This is a genomic window from Clostridium sp. LBM24168, from assembly GCF_052953915.1.
This window is the reverse complement of the sequence record NZ_CP196861.1, coordinates 1,288,833-1,311,168: the sequence shown is the minus strand read 5'-3', so window position 1 is coordinate 1,311,168 and position 22,336 is coordinate 1,288,833. Positions and strand designations below refer to the sequence as shown.

Here is a 22,336-nt window from a genome sequence, read left to right as displayed (position 1 = left end):
TACGGGGAAAAATCATGATTTTTCCCCGTATTTTATTATATCTACAAATCGCTTAATGATAAGTGCAGTAAATCCCCATATAACATAATTTTCATATTTATAGAAATAGTCTAGAACCTTACCCTTTCTAAATCTATAGTTTTTTCCGTTGTTTATAAGATGATAGGGAAATTTTTCATCTAATTTCTGAATTAATGGAAGCTCATATGCTTCAGGTTTTGCATCCATAAAAAACTTCAATGGTACTTTAAAAATATGATCTACCTCGGATTTGTTTGGAACTATATTATAATTTCCCTTTAATCTAGACACAAATGGAAACATCATAAAGTTAAATGGTGTAACTACATAATCCATATCTCCTATGAAATCAATATTCTCTCTATTCAAATTCAATTCTTCCATAGTTTCTCTTATAGCAGCATCCTTTGGGAATTCACCCTTTTCTATTTTCCCTCCAGGAAGACATATATCTCCTGGCTGATGAAATAATTCCATTGACCTGACCTCAAATATCACATCGGGATCATAATTACTGCCAGTTAAAAGAAGCATCACTGACGCCCTATTGAAATTTCCTATTATACCTGGCTTTCTATTTTTAAATATATTATATATATTGTCCATTCAAACCCGCTCCTCTTTCAGAATATTTACAATTGTAAAATACTATTCTTAATGATATACTTTTAATGTTATACTCATATTATAATATTGTTTAGCATAAAAAATATACATTTAGACAATTGGAGTGATTAATTTTGAAAAAAAATAAATTTTGTATAGTACTTACACTTATTATTGCTTTTTTATTTAATTCCAATGTATATGCAAAAGAAACTGAAAATGTTACTCCACAAATATATGGACAATCAGCAATTACAGTGGACATGCAAACCGGTGAAATAATATATGAAAAAAATATAGATACTAAAATATATCCTGCAAGTACTACAAAACTCATGACTGCAATATTATTGACTGAAAATAAAAATAAAACTTCTTTTTTAAAATACACAAAGGATGCCAAGCTGCAGCCTGCTGCATCTTTAAATGACGATATACATTCAATAGATATAGGTGATACTATGTCTGCGGTTTCCGCAATGGATGCTCTCCTTCTATATTCTGCAAATGATATAGCTTATATGATAGCAGAGAATATTTCAGGTAATACCTCTTCATTTGCAGCCAAAATGAATAAAAAGGCAAATGAATTTGGCTTGAAAAATACACACTTTGTCACTCCAAATGGGCTTCATAATGCAGATCACTATTCTACAGCTTATGATATGAGTATTATAGCCAAACATGCTTTTGGAAACCCCTGGATTAAAGAAACTATGTCCAAACATACCAGTACAATAAAAACTTCAAAAGGTATTGTATTTCCCTTGCAAAATAGAAATAAGCTTCTTGGGAAAAATGGGTGCATTGGCGGTAAAACCGGTTATACTATTCCTGCTGGAAGATGTCTTGTAGCCATATATGAACGTTCCGGGCGAAAAATACTTGGTGTGGTTATGAAATCAATTTACGATACAAATGATACTTATGTATTTGGCGATATGGAAAAAATAATAGATTGGAGCTATAATAAAAAAGCCTCTATTATATTTAAAAAAAATTCTATAATAAACTATAAAAATTTAAAATATAAGCCTCTCGGGTTTGGCCCCGGTGTAAATCTATCTGTTCCTGTAATTATATCTGAGGATGTTAGATACTATGAAAACCCTGTAAATAAAAATGAATTAAAAGAACATATATATTTCAACAATATAACTTCAGACGAACTTGAGGGAACCTCTCCCATAGGAACTTTAAATATAAGTCAGAGAGACTATACAAAAGATTATAAGCTTTATTCTAATCTTTCTAAAACTGATATATTAAAAAAGAGCCTACCTATTTATATCTTAACCATTATTATTGCCGCTTTTTTAATATATATAGTTGCCAGAAAACTAAAGCATTTAGAATAAAATATATAAATACTTTAAAGGGGGAATTAAATTGAAAATTGAATTTTATGGTGCCGCAGGATGCGTCACCGGTTCCTGCCACCTGCTAAAAATAAAAGATAAAAATGTATTACTCGATTGTGGTATGTATCAAGGTGCAGACGAAAATGAAAGGGGAAATGAAACTTTTAATTTCAATCCTAAAGCAATCGATTACGTAATTTTGAGCCATGCACATATAGATCATAGTGGTAGAATACCGCTCTTATATAAACAGGGCTTCAAAGGCACTGTAGTGTGTACAGAAGGTACTAAAGATCTGTGCAGTATAATGCTTGCAGACAGCGGTCATATTATGGAATCTGAAGCTGAATGGGAAAATAAGAAGAGAATAAGACAGGGTATAAATCAACCAATTGAACCTCTTTATACCGTAAAGCTAGCTCAAGTATCCATGTACTTATTCAAAGGATATCCCTACAATCAGTGGATAGAGCTATTTGACGGATTTAAATTAAGATTTAGAGATGCCGGACATCTTCTAGGATCTGCCATAATTGAAATTCTCATATCAGAAGATAATAAAGATATAAAACTCGTATACACTGGAGACCTTGGAAATAAGTGTATTCCAATTTTAAAGGATCCAACTTCAATAGATTATGGTGATTATGTAATAATGGAGAGTACTTATGGTGACAGACTTCATACTAATCTATCTGATGATATAAAAAACTTATCACAAATTATACTGGATACTTTTAAAAAAGGTGGAAATGTAATAATACCTTCCTTTGCGGTGGGCAGAACCCAGGAAGTTATATATTCTCTCAACAAATATGTATCAGAAAATACACTTAAAGATATAAAAGTATATATAGACAGTCCTCTTGCAGCAGAATCAACCTCTATATTCTCAAAATATAAAAAATACTATGATAGTGAAGCAATGGATCTCTTAGAAAAAGGTATAAATCCATTGTACTTTCATGGACTAACTTTTGTAAAATCTCCAGAAGAATCTATTAAATTAAATAAAATAAATCATGGTGCCGTTATAATATCAGCCAGCGGCATGTGTGAGGCAGGAAGAATAAAACATCACTTAAAACACAATCTATGGAGAAAAGAATGTTCCATAGTATTCGTAGGTTATCAGGCAGAAGGTACACTTGGCAGGAAAATATTAGATGGTTCTAAAAAAGTAAAAATATTTGGGGAAGAAATAGCAGTAAATGCAAAAATATATAATCTTCAAGGATTATCAGGTCATGCAGACAGAGATGGTTTATTTAACTGGCTCTGCAAATTTAAAACTAAACCAGAAAAAGTTATATTAGTTCACGGTGATAGTAAGCCATTAGAAAACTTTAATAGCTTTTTGAAATCTCATGATTATTCAACTTTTATAGCCCATCCGGGTGATACCTTTACACCTGGCATGATCCCACAGAAATTCAGTATAGTAAGAAATAAAATATTATCCATAATAAATTCTATAGAGGATCTCGATTCTTTCGATAGGGAAACTTTAATAGAAAAAATAGATTCTGAAATAAGGAATATATAGAGTTCAAATAACTTATAAAACTAAATCGACTTGACACAAAAACCTAACTATTATATTATTTAAGAGTGATTGATTTTGACCTTTCGTCTTTCTGATGAGAGGTTTTTACTTTAAAATAATAGGAGTGAATATACAATGTCCAAAGTCAGAACGAGATTTGCACCAAGTCCTACAGGTTACATGCATGTTGGTAATCTAAGGACTGCACTTTATGCCTATTTAATAGCAAAGCATGCATCCGGAGATTTTATACTTAGAATAGAAGACACAGATCAAGGCAGATTCGTAGAAGGTGCTTTAGATATAATCTATAATACTTTAAAAATTACAGGACTTAAATATGATGAAGGTCCCGACATCGGTGGACCTGTAGGTCCTTATATCCAGAGCAGGAGAACAAACATATATCTTGAATATGCAAAAAAATTGATAGCTAAAGGTGAAGCCTATTACTGTTTTTGTTCAAAAGATAGACTGGAAAAGCTTAGAGAAAATGCAGAATCTGAGAATACTACCTATAAATATGATAAACACTGTCTGAACCTTTCTCCGGAGAAAATAAAACAAAATCTAGAATCTGGCATTCCATATATAATAAGACAAAACAATCCTGAAAGCGGTACTACGGTTTTTCATGATGAAATATACGGTGATATATCTGTAGATAATTCAGAATTGGACGATATGATATTAATAAAATCTGATGGATTTCCTACATATAATTTTGCAAATGTGGTAGATGATCATTTAATGGGTATTACACATGTAGTTCGTGGAAGTGAGTATCTATCATCTTCTCCAAAATACAACAGGCTCTATGAAGCTTTCGACTGGGAAGTCCCAATTTATGTTCACTGTCCTCCAATAATGAAGGATACACACCATAAATTGAGTAAACGAAATGGAGACGCTTCTTTTGAAGACCTGCTCAAAAAAGGATATTTAAAAGATGCGGTACTCAACTATATAGCTCTTCTTGGATGGAATCCTGGAGGAGAAAATGAGATTTTTAACCTTGAAGAGCTTGTAAATGTATTTGATTATAAAAATATAAACAAATCACCTGCTATATTTGATGACATAAAGTTAAAGTGGATGAACGGCGAATATATTAGGAAAATGGATCTTCATCAATTCACACAAATTGCAATGCCTTATTATAAGAGTTCAATTTCAAGAAATTTGGACTTTGTAAAAATAAGCAAGCTAGTCCAGCCAAGAATCGAGATATTAAATGAAATACCCGATCTCATAGACTTCTTTGATTCTCTCCCGGAGTACTCAGCTGATTTGTATGTTCATAAAAAGATGAAGACCAATTTTGAGAATTCTCTTTTAACTCTAGAGAAAATTATTCCTGCATTTCAATCACTTGATAACTGGACTATAGAAAATATAGAAAGATTATGTATGGATTTGGTTAAAGAATTAAATGTTAAAAATGGTATAGTATTGTGGCCAATAAGAACTGCACTTTCAGGAAAGAAATCATCCGCAGGAGGAGCATACGAAATAGCAGATATAATAGGTAAAGAAGAATCTATAAAAAGATTAAATATAGGACTTGAAAAACTGAAAAATGTAGTAAAATAATATAAAAATGATTTTCATGCTTTAGAGAGTGCACAACCTACAAAACTCTCTAAAGCTTAAAATTTAGCAATTATCTTAAAGATTGAAGTTTATCCCATAATTCTGGATATTTCCTCTGAAGATTAATTATCTTGAACTTTTCGTTTATAAAAGTCTGAGTTGTCTTTCCTTTTGCCAGAACCTCACCATTATTTTCATTTAATACCCTGTAATTAAAAGATATTTTTACTGGATTAAACTCTGCTATGAAAGTTTCTATTATCAAATCATCATCATATTTTGCTGCTTTTGAATACTTGCAATAAGTTTCTACAAGTGGCATCATTATCCCCTTTTTTTCCATGTCTTTATAAGTAATATCGGCTTTTTTAATAAAATCTCCCCTAGCTGCTTCAAACCATATATAATAGTTAGAATGATGAGCTATTCCCATTTTATCTGTTTCTGCATATCTAACTTTTATTTTTGTACTGCTTGTGTACATAATATTTTCATTCTCCTTTTTATCTTCTTTATTTTTATTCTTTCTATCATGCCTGTCAGGAGTTTTATTATTAATTTCCTTTTTTATATTGCTATTGTTATTGTTGACCAATGCATTGTCAATAGTTTTGTCTATTATTTTATCCGCCCTCTCCATTCCCTTTTTTAATACAGGATTGTCAACATTATCTCTTTTTGATAAATCATTTACTGTGTCATTTTTCTTTTCTTGTGACAATAAATCTTTTTCATTTAAAAGATTTTTCTTTATAAAATCAATCAGCATTTTTTTATCTATAAACTCATCATGAAAATAATTTTGATTTTCCCTTCTATGCTCATGCGGACTTTTTATATCTCTTATATTTTTTCTATCATATCTATTTTTATATTTTTCAATTCTCTTTATATATCTAGGTATCATATAAAGGGCAAACTCCATAAAATCATCCATATCACTACTGTGTTTTCGCATTTTTATTCCTCCTATACATAACTGTATAATATATGATATGGAGTTATAAATATTGATGATCTAATGTGCTTCAAAATCCATATAGCTAAACATTTATTTCTGTCTTTTCTCCAAGTAATTCTTTATTTTTCTCAAGCAGAGGTTTTATTTCACAATCTATAAATTCTCTAACCTGACCACTTGCCCTGCCTGTAAATTTACCAGGATCAATAAGTTCAAATATTTCCTCTCTTGTCAATTTAAAAAAAGTATCTTTTATTATTCTATCTATAAGATCATTTTCAGCTCCTTCCATTTTTACTCTTTTGGCTGATTCCATAGAATACACCCTTATTCTCTCATGAAGCTCCTGCCTATCGCCCCCTCTTTTAACTGATTCCATTATTATATTTTCCGTAGCCATAAAAGGCAGCTCCTTCTTTACATGTGATTCGATAACCTTATCATACACAACCATATTCTCTGACACATTCATATATAGATTAAGTACTCCATCTAATGCAAGGAATGCCTCTGGTATCGATATTCTCTTATTTGCAGAATCATCAAGTGTTCTTTCAAACCACTGAGTTGAAGCTGTTATTGCAGGATTTAGAGCATCTACTATTATATATCTAGCAAGAGATCCCATTCTTTCACACCTCATGGGATTCCTTTTATATGCCATTGCTGAAGAGCCAATTTGATATTTTTCAAAAGGTTCCTCCATTTCTTTCATATTTTGAAGTAATCTCATATCATTGCTAAACTTATATGCACTCTGTGCAATTTCCGAAAGTGTATTTACTATTATAGAGTCTACTTTTCTAGTATAAGTCTGACCTGTAACCATGAACTCTTTCTTAAATCCCATTTTTTCCGTTACCATTTTATCGAGTTTCTTAACCTTTTCTTCATCTCCATTAAAAAGGTCCATAAAACTAGCTTGTGTTCCAGTAGTACCTTTCACACCCCTAAATCTCATATTATCTATTACAAATTGAAGGTTTTCTAAATCTAGATAAAGATCCTGTATCCACAGCGTGGCCCTCTTTCCAACTGTAGTCAACTGTGCCGGTTGAAAATGTGTAAATCCTAAGGTTGGAAGATCCTTATACTTTAAAGCAAATTTTGAGAGAAGATTTATAACATTCAATACTTTCTTCTTGACCAAATTTAGTCCCTCTCTCATAATTATCAAATCCGTATTATCACCTACATAGCAACTTGTTGCTCCAAGATGTATTATTCCCCTTGCCTTAGGGCATTGAAGTCCATAAGCATAAACATGACTCATGACATCATGTCTGACTTCCTTTTCTCTTCTCTGAGCATCTTCATAATTTATGTTATCAACATTTGCTTTTAATTCTTCTATTTGCTCATCGGTTATATTGAGGCCTAGCCTTTTCTCACATTCTGCAAGTGCTACCCATAGCCTTCTCCATGTTTTAAATTTTTTATCCTCAGAAAATATATAACTCATCTCTTTAGATGCATATCTTGTATTCAACGGTGTATTATATGTATTTCTCATATTAAAATTCCTCCATAAGCAGTTTATTTTTCGTTCATATTATATCATATAACAATTAATCATTTAAATAATAATATATTTATTGTCGGCAAATTAGTTCTATATTTTAAAAAATTTAATATACTTTAATGAAAAGCAGTAATAAGGGGGATAAAATTTAATGTATAAATTCAATATTATAGACAAAATTTCTCTTTTCCTGATAATATTAACAGGTATAAATACTGGTATAACAGGAATACTTGGTTTCAATTTAATTAATATTGTACTTGGGGATCCACTTAATTTAATTGGGAGAATAATTTACATAATTATAGGTGTAGCAGGAATAGACATGATAATATTTTTATTTAAGACAAAATCAACTTATAAGACTCATAAATAAAAGGCCCTTTTAGGGCCTTTTATTTATATGAACTACAACAGCATTCTTATTCCAATGAATCTATTAATTTAACTATTTCTTCAATAGCAAGAGACTCATCATCTCCCGAAGCAGTAATCTTTACTGTTGAATTTTTCGTAACACCTAATGACAGTACTCCTATTAAACTCTTGATATTAGCTTTCTTCCCATCAAATTCTAACGATATATCTGATTTGAATGAAGAAGCTTTTTTCACTAACAATGTCGCAGGTCTTGCATGAAGTCCTGTAGCACTTTTAACTGTTACTTCCTTAGATACCATTTAATTTCACCCCTAATTATAAGTATATTAACATTTAAAACGTTCTTCAGTAATTATATCATTTTTTTTTCTCGTTTAAAATAGTATTTTAAATCACTTCAGATTTTTTATAAATTTTTCTATTCTGTCAAGTCCTTCAATTATGTTTTTCATAGACGTAGCATAAGACAACCTTATATAATTCTCAAATCCAAAACCAGCTCCCGGAATTACTGCAACCTTTTCGTTTTCCAAAAGCAATTTTGAAAAGCTCATGGAATTCTCAATCAAAGTTTCATTACATTTTTTGCCAAGTATTTGTGCTATGCTGAACACCACATAAAATGCTCCTTCCGGCCTGAAAGCAGATAACCCAGATATCTCATCTATTTTTTGAAGCATATATTTTCTTCTTTCATCAAACTGTTCTATCATATTTTTTACATCTGGACTGTCATATTTTAAGGCAGCCACTCCTGCATATTGAGCCATTGAATTTGGATTGGCCGTTGTATGACTTTGAACATTAGACATTAATTTTATTATGCTTTCATTTCCAGACGCAGCATAGCCAAGTCTCCATCCAGTCATGGCATAAGTTTTTGAAAACCCATTTACAACAATAGTCCTATTATATGCATCCTGCGATATACTTGCTATACTTACATGTTTATTACCATCATATATTAATTTTTCATATATTTCATCAGATAATATAAGTATGTCTTTTTCTTTAGCAAATTCTGCTATATCCTTAAGTTCCTTCTCAGTATATACAGTACCCGTAGGATTGTTTGGGCTATTTATTACAATAAGCTTAGTTTTACTTGTAACCGTTTTTTCAAGTTCCCTTACAGTATATTTGAAACCATCTTGTTCCTTCGTATTGACAAAAACAGGTATTCCATCAGCTAACCTTATAAGTTCAGGATAACTTACCCAGTAAGGTACTGCTACAATTACTTCGTCTCCAGGATTGAGAACTGCAAATAACGCATTTGCAAGACACTGCTTGGCCCCTGTAGAAGCTATAATCTGGCTATCTTTATAACTTAATTTATTATCTTTTTCAAATTTTTTTGCTATAGCCCTTTTTAATTCCAAAATTCCGGAAGCTGGAGTGTACTTTGTAAAACCATCCTTCATAGCTTTAATCGCAGCTTCCTGGATATATTCGGGTGTATTAAAATCTGGTTCTCCAGCTCCAAACCCTATTACATCAATACCTTCTGCCTTCATTTGTTTAGCTTTAGCAGTTATAGCCAAAGTTATAGATGGCTCAATTTTTTCAACTTTTTTTGACAGAATCATCTTAATTCCTCCTTATCGATAAATTCTAATTTTTTTAGCTTTGTGAAATTAATACAACACCCACTATTATAAAGAGCATTCCCAATATTCTTATAAAAGATATGTTCTCTTTAAAAACAAAATAAGAAAAAATCATAGTTATTATATATCCAAGGCTTACCATAGGATATGCATAACTGAGTTCAGTTTTACTCAAAACCTTTATCCATATAAGAAAACTAATACCATAAGATATTATCCCTGTCATTACGGGTAAATTTTTTAATATACCAAATATACTTGGTATCAAATACTTCAATGTAAAATTAAGTTCCAGATTTACTGCTCCATATTTAACAAGTACCTGACCCATAGCACCTAAAAATACTGAAATAAGTATTAGTAAAATCATATATTTCCTTCCATTCTATCAATTATACTCTTTTAAATATAAATCTACCAATTGACATGTAAAAACAATATATAAACACAAATATTATCGGAAAAGAATATCTACCCTGACCTTCTGTTATAAAATATACACCTGTAAACATAAAAAACAGGACTACAGAATATATGTTAAATTTATCGATAAGATTGGTACCACCTTTTATTAATTGCCATAATATATATATACTATAGATCAATATGTATACTATAGCAGGGAAAAAGATTATTTCTCTTATTAAATTTGCATAAACTATGAGAAACTTCTTAAATCCATGATTTATTCCACTACCATAAGTACTATAAACTATATCGTCACCTATAAAATAAGTATTTAAAAGTCTTTTGAATCCCAATTCTATAAAATCTACAGGATGTGATTTTATCCACTTCTTTGCAGCTGAACTCAGCATCTTGTTTTTCTCAGTCATATTTGCAGTTTTGTACTCTTCTGTATTAACAACTGAATTCTCAACATTAGTGGCAGACATCCATCTTCCCTTGTGATTTTGAGAATTATTATTTATATAAAGCACTATTCCTGCATTATTAGATACATACGTAAATTGTCCCATCAACTTTGAATTTCTATATATCCATGGTAAAATCACAATTATACTTAGTATCAATACAATAATCGAATTTTTTATAGAAAAAAATAGCTTTTTATGTTTTATAATATCTACTAAAAATATGAGGAAAAAGAAAACTATAAAAAATGGCTTAACCATGGTATCAAGTCCCGCTAATATCCCTATTAAAACATATTTAAACTTCATATTGCTCATATATACATTAGTTATAATCAATAAAATTGCTGTAAACAAGAGCTCTGTCCCAAGTATACTGTTATAAAATATATTGTTTGGCATAAATACAAATATGGCAAATAGTATCTTTTTATCTATTTCTTTTAAATTAAGTCTAAATAAAATCGATTTAAAAACCACATAGTTTATAACTGTTAAAACTATATTAAATATTTTAGCAGTTAGGATACTAGTCCCAAAAACCTTAAATATACCGCCCAATAATATGGAATAACCCATAGATGTATATGTATTTCCCCAGGAACCACCATTGGCTATATTTGCAGCCATATTATAGTAATAGTCAAAATCCGAAAATGGAATAGAATTTATAAATATTATCCATAGTACAGAAAGTACTGTACCCAAAAGCATAACTATCCAATAGTAATTTAAATGTGCCGTATAATTATTTCTTGCTTTATTGCCTCTCAAAAAACTTTCATTTTTCTTGAAAGAACCACCTTTAAAAAGGTTAGTTATTTCCATATAAAACTGACATCCTCTCTAAAGTTTTAAATATATTATAGCTATAACACTTAAAATCCACAAAACCATATTTACTAAGAAAGGCTTATCCTTTGCAAATACATCTTCTGGTTTCCCTCCTATATTCTTTTTATCCATCAAATATTCATACCTAAATATTCCATACAGTACAAAAGGTATAGTAAATATCATGGTTCTACTTTGAGTAGAACTAAAAGTATACAGACAATATGCCATCAGTACGGATGGATTAACTATAGTAAGCATTTTATCTATACTATTTATAGAATACTCCTCCAGTATCTTTCTGTGTTTTCCGCTTCCGTTCTTTAACGTTATAAGTTCACTTTTACGCTTATTAAGTGCTAAAAATAGTGACAAAAGAACAGTACATAAAAACAACCATGGTGAAACTGCAACTCCTGTAGCGATACTTCCACTTTCCACTCTTAGTACAAATCCGAAGGTTATTATCATTACATCTATTATAACTACATTTTTTAATTTAAAACAGTATAATATATTTGTAAATATATATAACATCATTATGCCTAATATCTTTATATTTAAAATACTGTATCCCAATAAAATAACCAGAATAAATAGAGATACATCTAAAATCACAGCTGATTTTTTACTTACGCGTCCACTTGGAAGAGGTCTTTTTTTCTTATCAGGATGGAATTTATCTTTTTCTATGTCAACTATATCATTCAATATGTATATTATGGAAGAAGTAATACAAAACAATAAAAAAGTTTCTATATTTATAATAAGCATATTAGAATTTAAAAAATTCCCTGAAAACATAATTGTAGCAAATACAAAAAAATTCTTAATCCATTGTTTTGGTCTCATCATTTCTAGCAGGCTCTTCATGAAAATCCCCCTATATAAGTTGTACATCTTTTTACATTTTAACATAGTATACAATATAGTCAATATCAAATTATTCTATACAGAAATTTATTGAAATAATTTCCTATTATAACTAGCAAACAAGGACTTGATAACCTTCTCAAGTCCCATAAATCAAATTACCTCGGTTGAATAATTAACTTTATTGCAGTTCTCTCCTCACCATCTATCTCAACATCTGTAAAAGCCGGAATACATATTAAATCGATTCCACTAGGTGCCACAAAACCTCTTGCAATAGCTACTGCCTTGATAGCCTGATTTAGTGCACCAGCTCCTATGGCTTGTATTTCAGCTGCACCACGTTCTCTCAATACACCTGCTAATGCTCCTGCTACAGAATTTGGACTTGATTTTGCTGAAACTTTTAATACTTCCATAATAACCCTCCTATATATTAACTTTATTTATTTAACTTTATTTGTTATTGCTACTACAGTATAATATTCTACAAAAAATTAAAAATTCCTTTTAGATTTCATAAAGGCTTACAAATTTAAGAAAATCCAAAAGGAATATGTGTATTTTAATTACTTAATATTTATTATTTTGCATATTCAACTGCACGAGTCTCTCTAATTACATTTACTTTGATCTGACCAGGATATTCTAACTCTCCTTCTACCCTTTTCACTATGTTCCTTGCCATTTCAACGGCTCCTGCATCATCAACTTCTTCTGGTTTAACCATAATTCTAAGTTCTCTTCCCGCTTGAATGGCATATGACTTTTCTACGCCTTCACATGTATTTGCTATTTCTTCCAACTTTTCTAAACGCTTAATATAAGCTTCAAGGGTTTCACGCCTAGCTCCAGGTCTTGCAGCTGAGATCGCATCTGCTGCCTGTACAAGCACAGCTTCTAGAGATTGAAACTCTAAATCTCCATGATGAGCACCTATAGCATTTACAATTACAGGAGATTCATGATATTTTTTAGCAACTTCAGCTCCTATAATAGCATGAGGACCCTCCACTTCATGATCAACTGCCTTTCCTATATCATGAAGTAATCCAGCTCTTTTTGCTATAGTTGGATCTATTCCTATTTCTGATGCCATAAGACCCGCTAAATATGAAACTTCTATAGAATGCTTCAGCACATTTTGGCCATAACTAGTTCTATACTTTAGCCTTCCAAGTAATTTTATTATTTCCAAATGAAGACCATGTACACCAGTTTCAAATGTGGCCTGCTCGCCCTCTTCTTTAATATCACTTTCCAATTCTTTCTTAGCCTTTTCTACCATTTCCTCTATTCTTGCTGGATGTATTCTTCCATCAATTATAAGCTTTTCAAGTGCAATTCTAGCAACTTCTCTTCGTATTGGATCAAATGCTGATAATATTACAGCTTCTGGTGTATCATCAATAATCAAATCAACACCTGTTAATGTTTCAAGAGTTCTTATGTTTCTGCCTTCTCTCCCTATTATCCTGCCCTTCATTTCATCATTAGGAAGAGTTACTACATGAACTGTAGTTTCAGCTACATGATCAGCTGCACATCTTTGAATTGCGCAGGTTATGATCTCTCTAGCTTTCTTGTTGGCTTCTTCTTTAGCTCTCATTTCAACTTCTTTAATCATAATTGCAGATTCATGTTTAATTTCCTTTTTAACTTTCTCCAATAAAATTTCTCTTGCTTCCTCTGAACTAAGTCCTGATAGTCTTTGAAGCTCTTCATTTTGCTTTTTATAAAGTTCCTCTACACTTGCCTGTAATCGTGCAATTTCCTGTTGCTTTTTATCCAGACTACTTTCTCTTTTTTCAAAAGCAGAACTCTTTTTATCCAACAGTTCTTCTCTTTGAATTAATCTTCTTTCAAATCTTTGAGATTCATTTCTTCTATCTCTAGATTCCTTTTCAAGATCATTTCTCAATCTATGAACTTCTTCTTTAGCCTCTAATATAGTTTCCTTCTTTATAGACTCAGCTTCCTTTTTCGCTTCATCTTTCAATCTATTAGATTCCTCAACAGCTCCTGCTTTTATCGCAGATGATTTATTTTTTATAACATAAAACTCAACCAGTATAACAACTGCTATTATTATACCAGCAATAATTTCATATATTAATATAGAATTCACATGAACACCTCCTTTGCTCTTCTTTATGTATCTATATTCTAGCCAAATACAAAAGCATAGAAATGGTGTCATATTATTCAATTGGTAATTCTAATACATGATAAACCAGAATTTGTCTTAATTTTATATTATATTTTGCCCATTGTCAAGTTTATAAATACAATATTGTTATCTTAAAATATAGACACAAAAATTATTTTTGCTGCGTTTTTGCATTGCTTTTTACTTCATTTGTTTCATTATTTTTTATTTCCTTATCTTTATCTTCAGGCTTTACCAGAGGTAATTCATATTTTTTCCTTATTTTATTTTCTATTTCATATCTTATATCAGGATTTTCCTTCAAAAACTGCTTGGAATTTTCTCTACCCTGTCCCAATCTAGTTTCTCCATAAGAAAACCATGCTCCACTTTTTTGTACTAATTCCTCTCTAACGCCCACATCCAGTACATTTCCTTCTTTTGATATGCCCTGATTATACATTATATCAAATTCAGCCTGCTTAAATGGAGGTGCCACTTTATTTTTAATGACTTTAACTTTAGTCCTATTTCCCACTACAGCATCACCTTGTTTTATGGAATCAGATCTTCTTACATCCATTCTAACAGAAGAATAAAATTTTAATGCTCTTCCACCAGGTGTAACTTCAGGATTTCCAAACATAACTCCAACTTTTTCCCTTAATTGATTTATAAAAACAGTAACACATCTGGACTTATTTATGGATGCTGTTAATTTTCTAAGTGCTTGGGACATCAACCTTGCCTGAAGCCCTACGTGTGAATCCCCCATTTCACCTTCTATCTCTGCTTTTGGAACAAGTGCTGCTACAGAGTCAATTACTATTACATCAATGGCATTTGATCTTACAAGGGCTTCCACTATTTCGAGCGCTTGTTCTCCTGTATCCGGTTGGGATACAATCAAATTTTCAATATCAACTCCTAAATTTTTTGCATAGGCTGGATCTAGTGCATGCTCTGCATCAATAAATGCAGCAGCTCCACCTGATTTTTGGGCTTCTGCCACTATATGGAGTGCAACAGTTGTCTTACCTGATGATTCAGGTCCAAAGATTTCAACCACTCTTCCTCTCGGCACTCCACCTATACCAAGAGCTATATCCAAATCCAAGCATCCTGTTGAAATAGAATCTATATTCAATATACTATGTTCTCCAAGCTTCATTATAGAACCCTTTCCAAACTGCTTTTCTATCTGTCCCATGGCCGACTCTATAGCTTTTAATTTTTCATTATTCAAACTTGCCAAAATTTCACATCCTCTCATATTCGAACTTATGTTCTTAATTATTATATATCACTGCATATTTTTAGTCAATAGAATACTTCTTAAAATGACAATTACATTAAATATACATAATAATATTATAATATATTTTCATTTAAAGGTATATAAAGTTAAATTTATTTAGCTATAATGCATATCTTAATTATGGACATAATTTTAGAGTTTTAATCCATTGATTTTTAAATCAATGGATTAAAACTCTATCTATCAGGTTTCATTACTTCTTTATTTTTAACAAAATAGTCTATACCAGATGCTATGGTTATTATTATTGCTAACCCCATAGCAATATATGTAATTAAATTTAGCATTTTATGGGGATGATTTATAAAACCTCTAAAGATAGACATTGACACATGGTTGTAATTCAAGTTCACAAGTGCTAGTATAATAGCAATTATCTGAGTCACCGTTTTGGCTTTACCCCAAGGACTTGCAGCTATTACAATCCCTTCTGCCGCAGCAACGGTTCTAAGTCCTGTTACTGCAAATTCCCTTGCTATTATTATCATAGCCACCCAGGAAGGTATTATATGATATTCTACGAGACATACAAGAGCTGCCGTAACCAAAAGTTTATCTGCCAAAGGATCCATAAATTTTCCAAACCTAGTTATTTGATTTCTGCTTCTAGCTATATATCCATCCAACTTATCCGTTATAGAAGCAATTATAAAGACTATTATTGCAATAATTTTAAAATAAGGTACATCTTTTACAGCCATAAAAATCAAAAAAACAGGAACAAGTATCATTCTAATTATTGTAAGTTTATTCGCTAAATTCATCACATACAACTCCCATTAAATCATATTCAAAGCTATTTGTTATCTTTACTCTTACCATACTTCCTACTTTCAAACTATCCTTACCTTTTACGTATATTATTCCATCTATGTCAGGAGCCATTTCATAACTTCTTCCATAATACATACCATCTTTCTGTCCTTCTAACATAACTAAATAAATTTTTCCCACTTTAAGCTTATTTATATTCTTTGATATATTTTGTTGCAAAAGCATGATTTCTCCTTCTCTTTGTACCTTAATATCCTTTGGGACTTGATCACTCATGCTATAAGCCGGAGTACCTTCCTCCCTAGAATATTTAAAAACTCCAAGTTTATCAAACTTCATATTCACTACAAAATCCTTTAATTCTTGAAAATCTTTCTCGTTTTCCCCCGGGAAACCAACTATCAAAGTTGTTCTTATGATAATATTCTTAACTTTATTTCTCAATTTATTTATATTTTCTGTTATTTCGGACTTTCTTCCTTTTCTACCCATAGCTTTAAGTATTTTATCACTTATATGTTGAACAGGAATATCTATATACTTACATATCTTGTTATTTTCAGCTATTTCATTGATAATGTCATCTGTTATCTCCTCAGGATAACAATAGAGAACCCTTATCCATTTTATACCTTCAATCAATGAAATACAGTGCATAAGCTTGTGAAGCTGCTTACATCCATACAAATCCATTCCATATTTTGTAGTATCCTGTGCAATTAAAATTATTTCTTTTACACCCTGGCTGGCTAGATCTCTGCATTCATTCAATATTGACTCCATTTTTCTACTCCTGTATCCACCCCTTATTTTAGGAATTATACAATAGGTACAATGGTTGTCACAGCCCTCTGCAATTCTAACATATGCAATATAAAACGGAGTAGTAATAATCCTTTTTCCCTCATTTATCCTTACATCACTGTAGCTAAAATTACATATTTTTTTATCACTACTTTTAAAACACCTTTCAATATTCTTATTTAACTTATCATAGTCATTAACTCCAAGCATTATATCTACTTCCGGCAACAGTTCCACAAGTTGTTTACCATATCTCTGCGTCAAACATCCTGTTACAATTAATATCTTGCAGTTAAATTCCCTTTTATACTTAGACATCTCAAGTATTGTATCTATAGACTCCTGTTTGGCAGATTCTATAAATCCACATGTGTTTACAATTATAACATCTGCTTTTTTCATATCAGATACTAAACTGTATTCAGCATTTAAATTATTTAAAATAATTTCTGAATCTACCCTGTTTTTATCACAGCCTAAGCTTATAAGTCCAACTCTTATTTTATACAATTTTTCCCTCCCAGATTCAGATCATATTGTATATATTAAATTAATATAATACACATGTTATTGTAAATCTACTTTTAACTTTTTACAAGATAAAAATAGTTATTAATATGTAGATCATTCCTTGTATTCATCTTTGTCTACAAGTATCTGCCTTGGTTTAGTACCATCTTTCCCTGATATTATACCTCTTTCTTCCATTTGCTCTATTATCCTAGCAGCCCTGTTGTATCCAATTCTGAGCCTTCTTTGAAGAAGTGATGTAGATGCTTGACCTGAATCAATTACTATTCTGATAGCCTCGTTTAATAGTTCATCGCACTCATTATTCTTAGGAGAGCTATTCGTATCTATTTCCTCCATTATCTTGTCTTCGTATTGAGGTTCACCTTGCTTATCTTTTATATACTCAACTACATTTTCTACTTCTTTCTCAGATATAAAAGCCCCCTGAATTCTAACTGGTTTTGTTTCTCCTACAGGGTAAAAGAGCATATCTCCTTTTCCTAATAATTTTTCTGCACCACCCGTATCAAGTATAGTCCTGGAATCAATTTGACTTGAAACGGCAAAAGATATTCTTGAAGGTATATTTGCCTTTATTACACCAGTAATTACGTCTACCGAAGGCCTCTGAGTAGCTATTACAAGGTGCATTCCTGCCGCTCTTGCCATCTGAGCAAGTCGCCCTATATAGTCCTCAATTTCATTTGGACATACCATCATCAAATCTGCTAATTCATCAATTATCATGACTACAAATGGAAGTTTACTATCCAGCTTACCGTTTTGTGCCAGATCATTATATCCTTCTATATTCCTGACTCCATTATCCGCAAATAATTTGTATCTCCTTCCCATTTCCTGTACAGCCCAATTAAGTGCCCCTGCCGCCTTTTTGGGATTTGTCACAACAGGTATCAAAAGATGTGGTATCCCATTATATACACTTAGCTCGACTACTTTCGGATCTATCATAAGCAGCTTTACCTCATCAGGTGAATATTTATAAAGTAAGCTTATTATCATGGTATTTATACATACACTTTTGCCTGAACCAGTTGCACCTGCAATTAAAAGATGTGGCATTTTGGTCAAATCGGAAACTATACAATTTCCACCTATATCTTTGCCTAACGAAAAACACAGCTTATCCTTTGAATTTGCAAATTCCTTAGATTCTATTACCTCTCTAAGATATACAGGTGTAAGTACTTTATTGGGAACTTCTATACCTATAGCTGATTTTCCCGGTATTGGTGCTTCTATTCTAACTCCCGTAGCAGCAAGTCCCAATGCAATGTCGTCTGACAAATTGACTATTTTGCTTACCTTTACACCAGGGCTGGGCTGAACTTCAAATCTAGTAACAGAAGGTCCTTTGCTGACCTGCATTACTTTTGCCTCTACTCCAAAGCTATTCAAAGTTTCTTCAAGCTTATTTGCACTGTTTATAAGTTCCCTCTTATCCTCTCTGTTTAATTTTGACTGTATGTTTTGTTTAAGCAAATCTGTTTGTGGATAATTATATACCAATTCCTGTGATTCACTTTCAATCATCTTTTTATTTAATTCTTCATTTATGGATTTATCCGGTATTTTATCAGAAGCTATTTCTATTTCAATGGGATGATCAATGGATTTACTTTTATCATCTGGCTCACCATTGCTTTTCTCTGACAGTATATCATCTTCTTTGGATTTCATAAAATTTAATATCTTTATTCTATTGTTCAATCCTTTAATAAATCCATCCTTTTCTTCACTACTTTTCAATATGTCTTTTTTAGCGATATTTTTATCTTCTATAACAGTATCATCTACTCTATCATCTTTAGAAACAAATATCATGCCAATTTTATGCAGAATATCATATAAACTTATCTTTGTAATGATCATAAAGGCAATGACGTAAATAGCTATAAATATAACATAACACCCCGTATCGCCAAACAGCTTAAAAAGTGGTATATCTATAAGTAGACTTATAATACCCCCATGAATCACATCGTCCTCCATATACAATTTTTTTATGCTCTCAAAGATAGTATAATACGGGTAATAATCCGACATAATTATCATTTGAATAAAAAGCATTGTATTTATTAAAAACAAAAGTATTCCATAAAATCTCTTACTAAAGCTTATTTTATTTTCCGAAGCGAGAAAACATCCTCCTATAAATATTATTAAAACTGGAAATACAAATGCACCCAGTCCCATAATTGCAATCAATATTCTTTTAACACCTTTTCCCACTATCCCTGATGTAGAAGGTGAAAACACACTTACAAGCATTAAAATTCCCAAAGTAATAAGTACTATTCCCTTTATGTCATTATTTTCATTACGTGTTTTCCTTCTCCTTCTCGACATATAATTATCTCACCTCTAAATTTTTAGACTTTCACTAAGTATATATTCTACACTTTTTTATTATTTCCTTTTGTTTAAAATATAAATAAACTGTCCCATAACAAATTTTGAGACAGTTCACCTTTAAAAACACTAATCAATATAAAAAATTATAACAGTAATTATAAAATCTATCAAATCTAAATTGACTGATATATTTTATCTGTTTCCTTCATCTATAAGTTGATGAAGCTTGAAAATTGCCTTGCTTATTCCACCCACCTCATCAATTAGTCCAGCAGTCACCGCTTCTTTCCCTATAAGCATAGTTCCCATATCATTTAATAACTCATCAGTTTTCGACATCATTTCATTCAACTTTTCTTCCGTTATATTCGATGTCCTAACTATAAATTCATTTACCCTGTCCTGTATCTTATTAAAATACTCAAAAGTCTGGTGCACTCCACCTATTATCATTCCATTCATTCTCACAGGATGTACTATCATAGTTGCAGATGGAGAAATAAATGAATAATTTGAGCTTGTAGCTAGTGGAACCCCAATAGAATGTCCCCCTCCTATTACAAGGGAAACGGTTGACTTACTTAAACTATTTATCATTTCAGCTATTGCAAGACCTGCTTCTACATCTCCACCAACAGTATTTAAAACTACAAGCACACCTTTTGTCTGCGCATTTTTCTCAATAGAAATAAGTTGAGGTATTACATGCTCATATTTTGTAGTTTTAGCCTGTGGAGGAAGTACTTCATGTCCTTCTATTTGACCTATTATAGGCAATATTTCAATTTCATCCTTAAAACTTTCAAGTGTTTCTTTCCCAAATTCCCTTATATTCTGTCTTTTGTTTTCATCATCTGCTAAAGCAGTATTTTCTTCTTTATCTATCATAATATCTCCTCCATGCACAAAATGTATATAATCTATTTTGTGCATTGACGAAATTCAATATTCATTAAAAGAATTTAATTTTTGCTCAGTTTAAAACCTCTATGAAGTGCATTTATTGCCTTTTCCTCCATGCTACTTTTTACAAGGCACCATATTGTAGTATGAGAATCAGCCGTCTGAAGCACCTGTATATTCTCCCTTGAGAGTATTTTAAGTATCTTTGCCATAACTCCTGGAATTCCTCTCATTCCACTTCCTATAATTGCAATTTTTGTGCAGTCATCTATAATCGAATACTTTAATCCTAGATTCTCCATAACAATTTTAAAGCTGTCAATATCGCTTTCATCTATAGTAAATATTTTCTCTTTTGGAAATACATTTATCAGATCTATGCTTATTAAATTATTTGCGAGTTCATCAAATATATTATAATAATTTTCATTATCAGAATTATTATTACGCTCTATTATAACCTGTACCCTATTTTTCATGGAAGTTATTCCACTTATTAATTTGTGTTGATTCTCCATTATTGAATTGCTGATTATAGTTCCCCTGCTATTATTGAGAGTATTTTTTATAACTAAAGGTATATTGCTATTCATAGCAAGCTTTACAGCCCTTGGATGTATAACCTTGGCACCTTGATCTGCAAGCTGGAATACCTCATTGTAGCTTATTTCCTCAATCAAGGATGCATCAGATACTATTCTTGGATCTGCCGTCATTATTCCATCAACATCCGTATATATTTCTACACTCTCTGCATTTAGTGCATTTCCCAAAAGCACAGCTGTAACATCACTTCCACCTCTTCCGAGAGTTGTTATAAAACCATTTTTACTTATACCCTGAAACCCAGCTATTACTGGAATTTTATCATCATCCATAATTTGATGTAGCCTTTCAATATCTATATCAATTACAGATGCATCATTATAATTGTCATCAGTAATTATAGATGCCTGTCCTCCAGTTAACGGAATGGCACTTAATCCTCTCTTTGAAATTTCATCCGACATAATTACGGTACTTATAATTTCCCCACAACTCATTATCAAATCAGAAGCCAATTTATTCTTATTTTTAAAATCATTACTTATAAGTGAGAGAAGCGTGTCTGTAGCATAAGGCTGGCCTTTTCTGCCCATAGCTGATACTACAACTACGGGATTATACCCTTTCCTTCTTGCACTTATTACTCTATTCACAACATTTTCTCTTCTCTCATGGGTAGAAACAGACGTTCCTCCAAATTTTTGCACTAATATCTTCATATTTATCCCTCACTGTGTTACTCATTTTATGAAAGCAATCTTTACAATCAT

20 protein-coding genes are annotated in these 22,336 nt (G+C 31.4%); 4 read left to right on the top strand and 16 right to left on the bottom strand.

Annotated features, from left to right (window positions below; genetic code table 11):
• Nucleotides 1–12: 12 nt before the first annotated feature.
• A complete protein-coding gene (locus ACSVC9_RS06535; protein ID WP_446899540.1) occupies nt 13–627 on the bottom strand; it encodes an NUDIX hydrolase in 615 nt (204 codons plus the stop codon).
• A 134-nt stretch (nt 628–761) separates the two neighbouring features.
• On the opposite strand from ACSVC9_RS06535, the gene ACSVC9_RS06530 reads away from it, so the two are divergent.
• The 3 genes from ACSVC9_RS06530 to gltX all read left to right on the top strand — a co-directional run bounded on the left by ACSVC9_RS06530 (nt 762) and on the right by gltX (nt 5,127).
• A complete protein-coding gene (locus tag ACSVC9_RS06530; protein ID WP_446899539.1) occupies nt 762–1,985 on the top strand; it encodes a D-alanyl-D-alanine carboxypeptidase family protein in 1,224 nt (407 codons plus the stop codon).
• 31 nt (nt 1,986–2,016) lie between these two features.
• Nucleotides 2,017–3,534 carry an MBL fold metallo-hydrolase gene (locus ACSVC9_RS06525; protein WP_446899538.1) on the top strand — a complete coding sequence of 506 codons (1,518 nt, stop codon included), beginning with the start codon at nt 2,017–2,019 and terminating at the stop codon, nt 3,532–3,534.
• A 135-nt stretch (nt 3,535–3,669) separates the two neighbouring features.
• Nucleotides 3,670–5,127, top strand: a complete 1,458-nt coding sequence (gene gltX, locus ACSVC9_RS06520) for a glutamate--tRNA ligase (RefSeq protein WP_446899537.1) — start codon at nt 3,670–3,672, stop codon at nt 5,125–5,127.
• Nucleotides 5,128–5,197: 70 nt separating this feature from the next.
• Here the strand turns inward: gltX and ACSVC9_RS06515 are convergent, their stop codons facing one another.
• Complete coding sequence (locus tag ACSVC9_RS06515; RefSeq protein WP_446899816.1) at nt 5,198–5,611, bottom strand: acyl-CoA thioesterase; 414 nt, start codon at nt 5,609–5,611, stop codon at nt 5,198–5,200.
• A gap of 559 nt (nt 5,612–6,170) precedes the next feature.
• A complete protein-coding gene (gene purB / locus ACSVC9_RS06510) occupies nt 6,171–7,601 on the bottom strand; it encodes an adenylosuccinate lyase (protein ID WP_446899536.1) in 1,431 nt (476 codons plus the stop codon).
• Between the two features lie 160 nt (nt 7,602–7,761).
• On the opposite strand from purB, the gene ACSVC9_RS06505 reads away from it, so the two are divergent.
• On the top strand, nt 7,762–7,986 hold the full coding sequence (locus ACSVC9_RS06505; protein WP_446899535.1) for a DUF378 domain-containing protein: 225 nt from the start codon (nt 7,762–7,764) through the stop codon (nt 7,984–7,986).
• Nucleotides 7,987–8,032: 46 nt separating this feature from the next.
• Here ACSVC9_RS06505 and ACSVC9_RS06500 read toward each other — a convergent pair whose 3' ends face one another.
• From ACSVC9_RS06500 to dapG, 13 genes are all read right to left on the bottom strand, one after another.
• Complete coding sequence (locus tag ACSVC9_RS06500) at nt 8,033–8,290, bottom strand: HPr family phosphocarrier protein (RefSeq protein ID WP_446899534.1); 258 nt, start codon at nt 8,288–8,290, stop codon at nt 8,033–8,035.
• A 93-nt stretch (nt 8,291–8,383) separates the two neighbouring features.
• Nucleotides 8,384–9,580 (bottom strand): pyridoxal phosphate-dependent aminotransferase, encoded by a 1,197-nt coding sequence (locus ACSVC9_RS06495; RefSeq protein ID WP_446899533.1) that lies wholly within the window; start codon nt 9,578–9,580, stop codon nt 8,384–8,386.
• 34 nt (nt 9,581–9,614) lie between these two features.
• On the bottom strand, nt 9,615–9,971 hold the full coding sequence (locus tag ACSVC9_RS06490) for an EamA family transporter (protein ID WP_446899532.1): 357 nt from the start codon (nt 9,969–9,971) through the stop codon (nt 9,615–9,617).
• A gap of 22 nt (nt 9,972–9,993) precedes the next feature.
• The gene (locus tag ACSVC9_RS06485; RefSeq protein WP_446899531.1) at nt 9,994–11,304 is read right to left on the bottom strand and encodes a hypothetical protein; all 1,311 of its coding nucleotides are present in this window, start codon (nt 11,302–11,304) and stop codon (nt 9,994–9,996) included.
• Between the two features lie 18 nt (nt 11,305–11,322).
• Nucleotides 11,323–12,183 carry a decaprenyl-phosphate phosphoribosyltransferase gene (locus ACSVC9_RS06480; RefSeq protein WP_446899530.1) on the bottom strand — a complete coding sequence of 287 codons (861 nt, stop codon included), beginning with the start codon at nt 12,181–12,183 and terminating at the stop codon, nt 11,323–11,325.
• A 158-nt stretch (nt 12,184–12,341) separates the two neighbouring features.
• Complete coding sequence (locus ACSVC9_RS06475) at nt 12,342–12,602, bottom strand: stage V sporulation protein S (RefSeq protein ID WP_182088075.1); 261 nt, start codon at nt 12,600–12,602, stop codon at nt 12,342–12,344.
• A gap of 164 nt (nt 12,603–12,766) precedes the next feature.
• Entirely contained in the window at nt 12,767–14,311 is a 1,545-nt protein-coding gene (rny, locus tag ACSVC9_RS06470; protein WP_446899529.1) for a ribonuclease Y, read from the bottom strand.
• Nucleotides 14,312–14,504: 193 nt separating this feature from the next.
• Nucleotides 14,505–15,578, bottom strand: coding sequence for a recombinase RecA (gene recA / locus ACSVC9_RS06465; RefSeq protein ID WP_446899815.1), 1,074 nt, complete (start codon nt 15,576–15,578; stop codon nt 14,505–14,507).
• Between the two features lie 248 nt (nt 15,579–15,826).
• Nucleotides 15,827–16,414 (bottom strand): CDP-diacylglycerol--glycerol-3-phosphate 3-phosphatidyltransferase, encoded by a 588-nt coding sequence (gene pgsA, locus ACSVC9_RS06460; RefSeq protein ID WP_446899528.1) that lies wholly within the window; start codon nt 16,412–16,414, stop codon nt 15,827–15,829.
• The gene (gene rimO, locus ACSVC9_RS06455) at nt 16,398–17,738 is read right to left on the bottom strand and encodes a 30S ribosomal protein S12 methylthiotransferase RimO (RefSeq protein ID WP_446899527.1); all 1,341 of its coding nucleotides are present in this window, start codon (nt 17,736–17,738) and stop codon (nt 16,398–16,400) included. The genes pgsA and rimO overlap by 17 nt, the downstream gene beginning before the upstream one ends.
• A gap of 114 nt (nt 17,739–17,852) precedes the next feature.
• Nucleotides 17,853–20,111, bottom strand: a complete 2,259-nt coding sequence (locus ACSVC9_RS06450; RefSeq protein WP_446899526.1) for a DNA translocase FtsK 4TM domain-containing protein — start codon at nt 20,109–20,111, stop codon at nt 17,853–17,855.
• Nucleotides 20,112–20,309: 198 nt separating this feature from the next.
• The gene (locus ACSVC9_RS06445; protein WP_446899525.1) at nt 20,310–21,005 is read right to left on the bottom strand and encodes a ClpP family protease; all 696 of its coding nucleotides are present in this window, start codon (nt 21,003–21,005) and stop codon (nt 20,310–20,312) included.
• A 74-nt stretch (nt 21,006–21,079) separates the two neighbouring features.
• Complete coding sequence (gene dapG / locus ACSVC9_RS06440; RefSeq protein WP_446899524.1) at nt 21,080–22,285, bottom strand: aspartate kinase; 1,206 nt, start codon at nt 22,283–22,285, stop codon at nt 21,080–21,082.
• Nucleotides 22,286–22,336 lie beyond the last annotated feature (51 nt).

Coding starts and splice junctions, on each gene's coding strand:
- ACSVC9_RS06535 (WP_446899540.1), bottom strand. CDS start 627: ATGGACAATATATATAATATATTTAAAAATAGAAAGCCAGGTATAATA.
- gltX (WP_446899537.1), top strand. CDS start 3,670: ATGTCCAAAGTCAGAACGAGATTTGCACCAAGTCCTACAGGTTACATG.
- ACSVC9_RS06515 (WP_446899816.1), bottom strand. CDS start 5,611: ATGTACACAAGCAGTACAAAAATAAAAGTTAGATATGCAGAAACAGAT.
- purB (WP_446899536.1), bottom strand. CDS start 7,601: ATGAGAAATACATATAATACACCGTTGAATACAAGATATGCATCTAAA.
- ACSVC9_RS06505 (WP_446899535.1), top strand. CDS start 7,762: ATGTATAAATTCAATATTATAGACAAAATTTCTCTTTTCCTGATAATA.
- ACSVC9_RS06500 (WP_446899534.1), bottom strand. CDS start 8,290: ATGGTATCTAAGGAAGTAACAGTTAAAAGTGCTACAGGACTTCATGCA.
- ACSVC9_RS06495 (WP_446899533.1), bottom strand. CDS start 9,580: ATGATTCTGTCAAAAAAAGTTGAAAAAATTGAGCCATCTATAACTTTG.
- ACSVC9_RS06490 (WP_446899532.1), bottom strand. CDS start 9,971: ATGATTTTACTAATACTTATTTCAGTATTTTTAGGTGCTATGGGTCAG.
- ACSVC9_RS06485 (WP_446899531.1), bottom strand. CDS start 11,304: ATGGAAATAACTAACCTTTTTAAAGGTGGTTCTTTCAAGAAAAATGAA.
- ACSVC9_RS06480 (WP_446899530.1), bottom strand. CDS start 12,183: ATGAAGAGCCTGCTAGAAATGATGAGACCAAAACAATGGATTAAGAAT.
- ACSVC9_RS06475 (WP_182088075.1), bottom strand. CDS start 12,602: ATGGAAGTATTAAAAGTTTCAGCAAAATCAAGTCCAAATTCTGTAGCA.
- pgsA (WP_446899528.1), bottom strand. CDS start 16,414: ATGAATTTAGCGAATAAACTTACAATAATTAGAATGATACTTGTTCCT.
- ACSVC9_RS06450 (WP_446899526.1), bottom strand. CDS start 20,111: ATGTCGAGAAGGAGAAGGAAAACACGTAATGAAAATAATGACATAAAG.
- ACSVC9_RS06445 (WP_446899525.1), bottom strand. CDS start 21,005: ATGATAGATAAAGAAGAAAATACTGCTTTAGCAGATGATGAAAACAAA.
- dapG (WP_446899524.1), bottom strand. CDS start 22,285: ATGAAGATATTAGTGCAAAAATTTGGAGGAACGTCTGTTTCTACCCAT.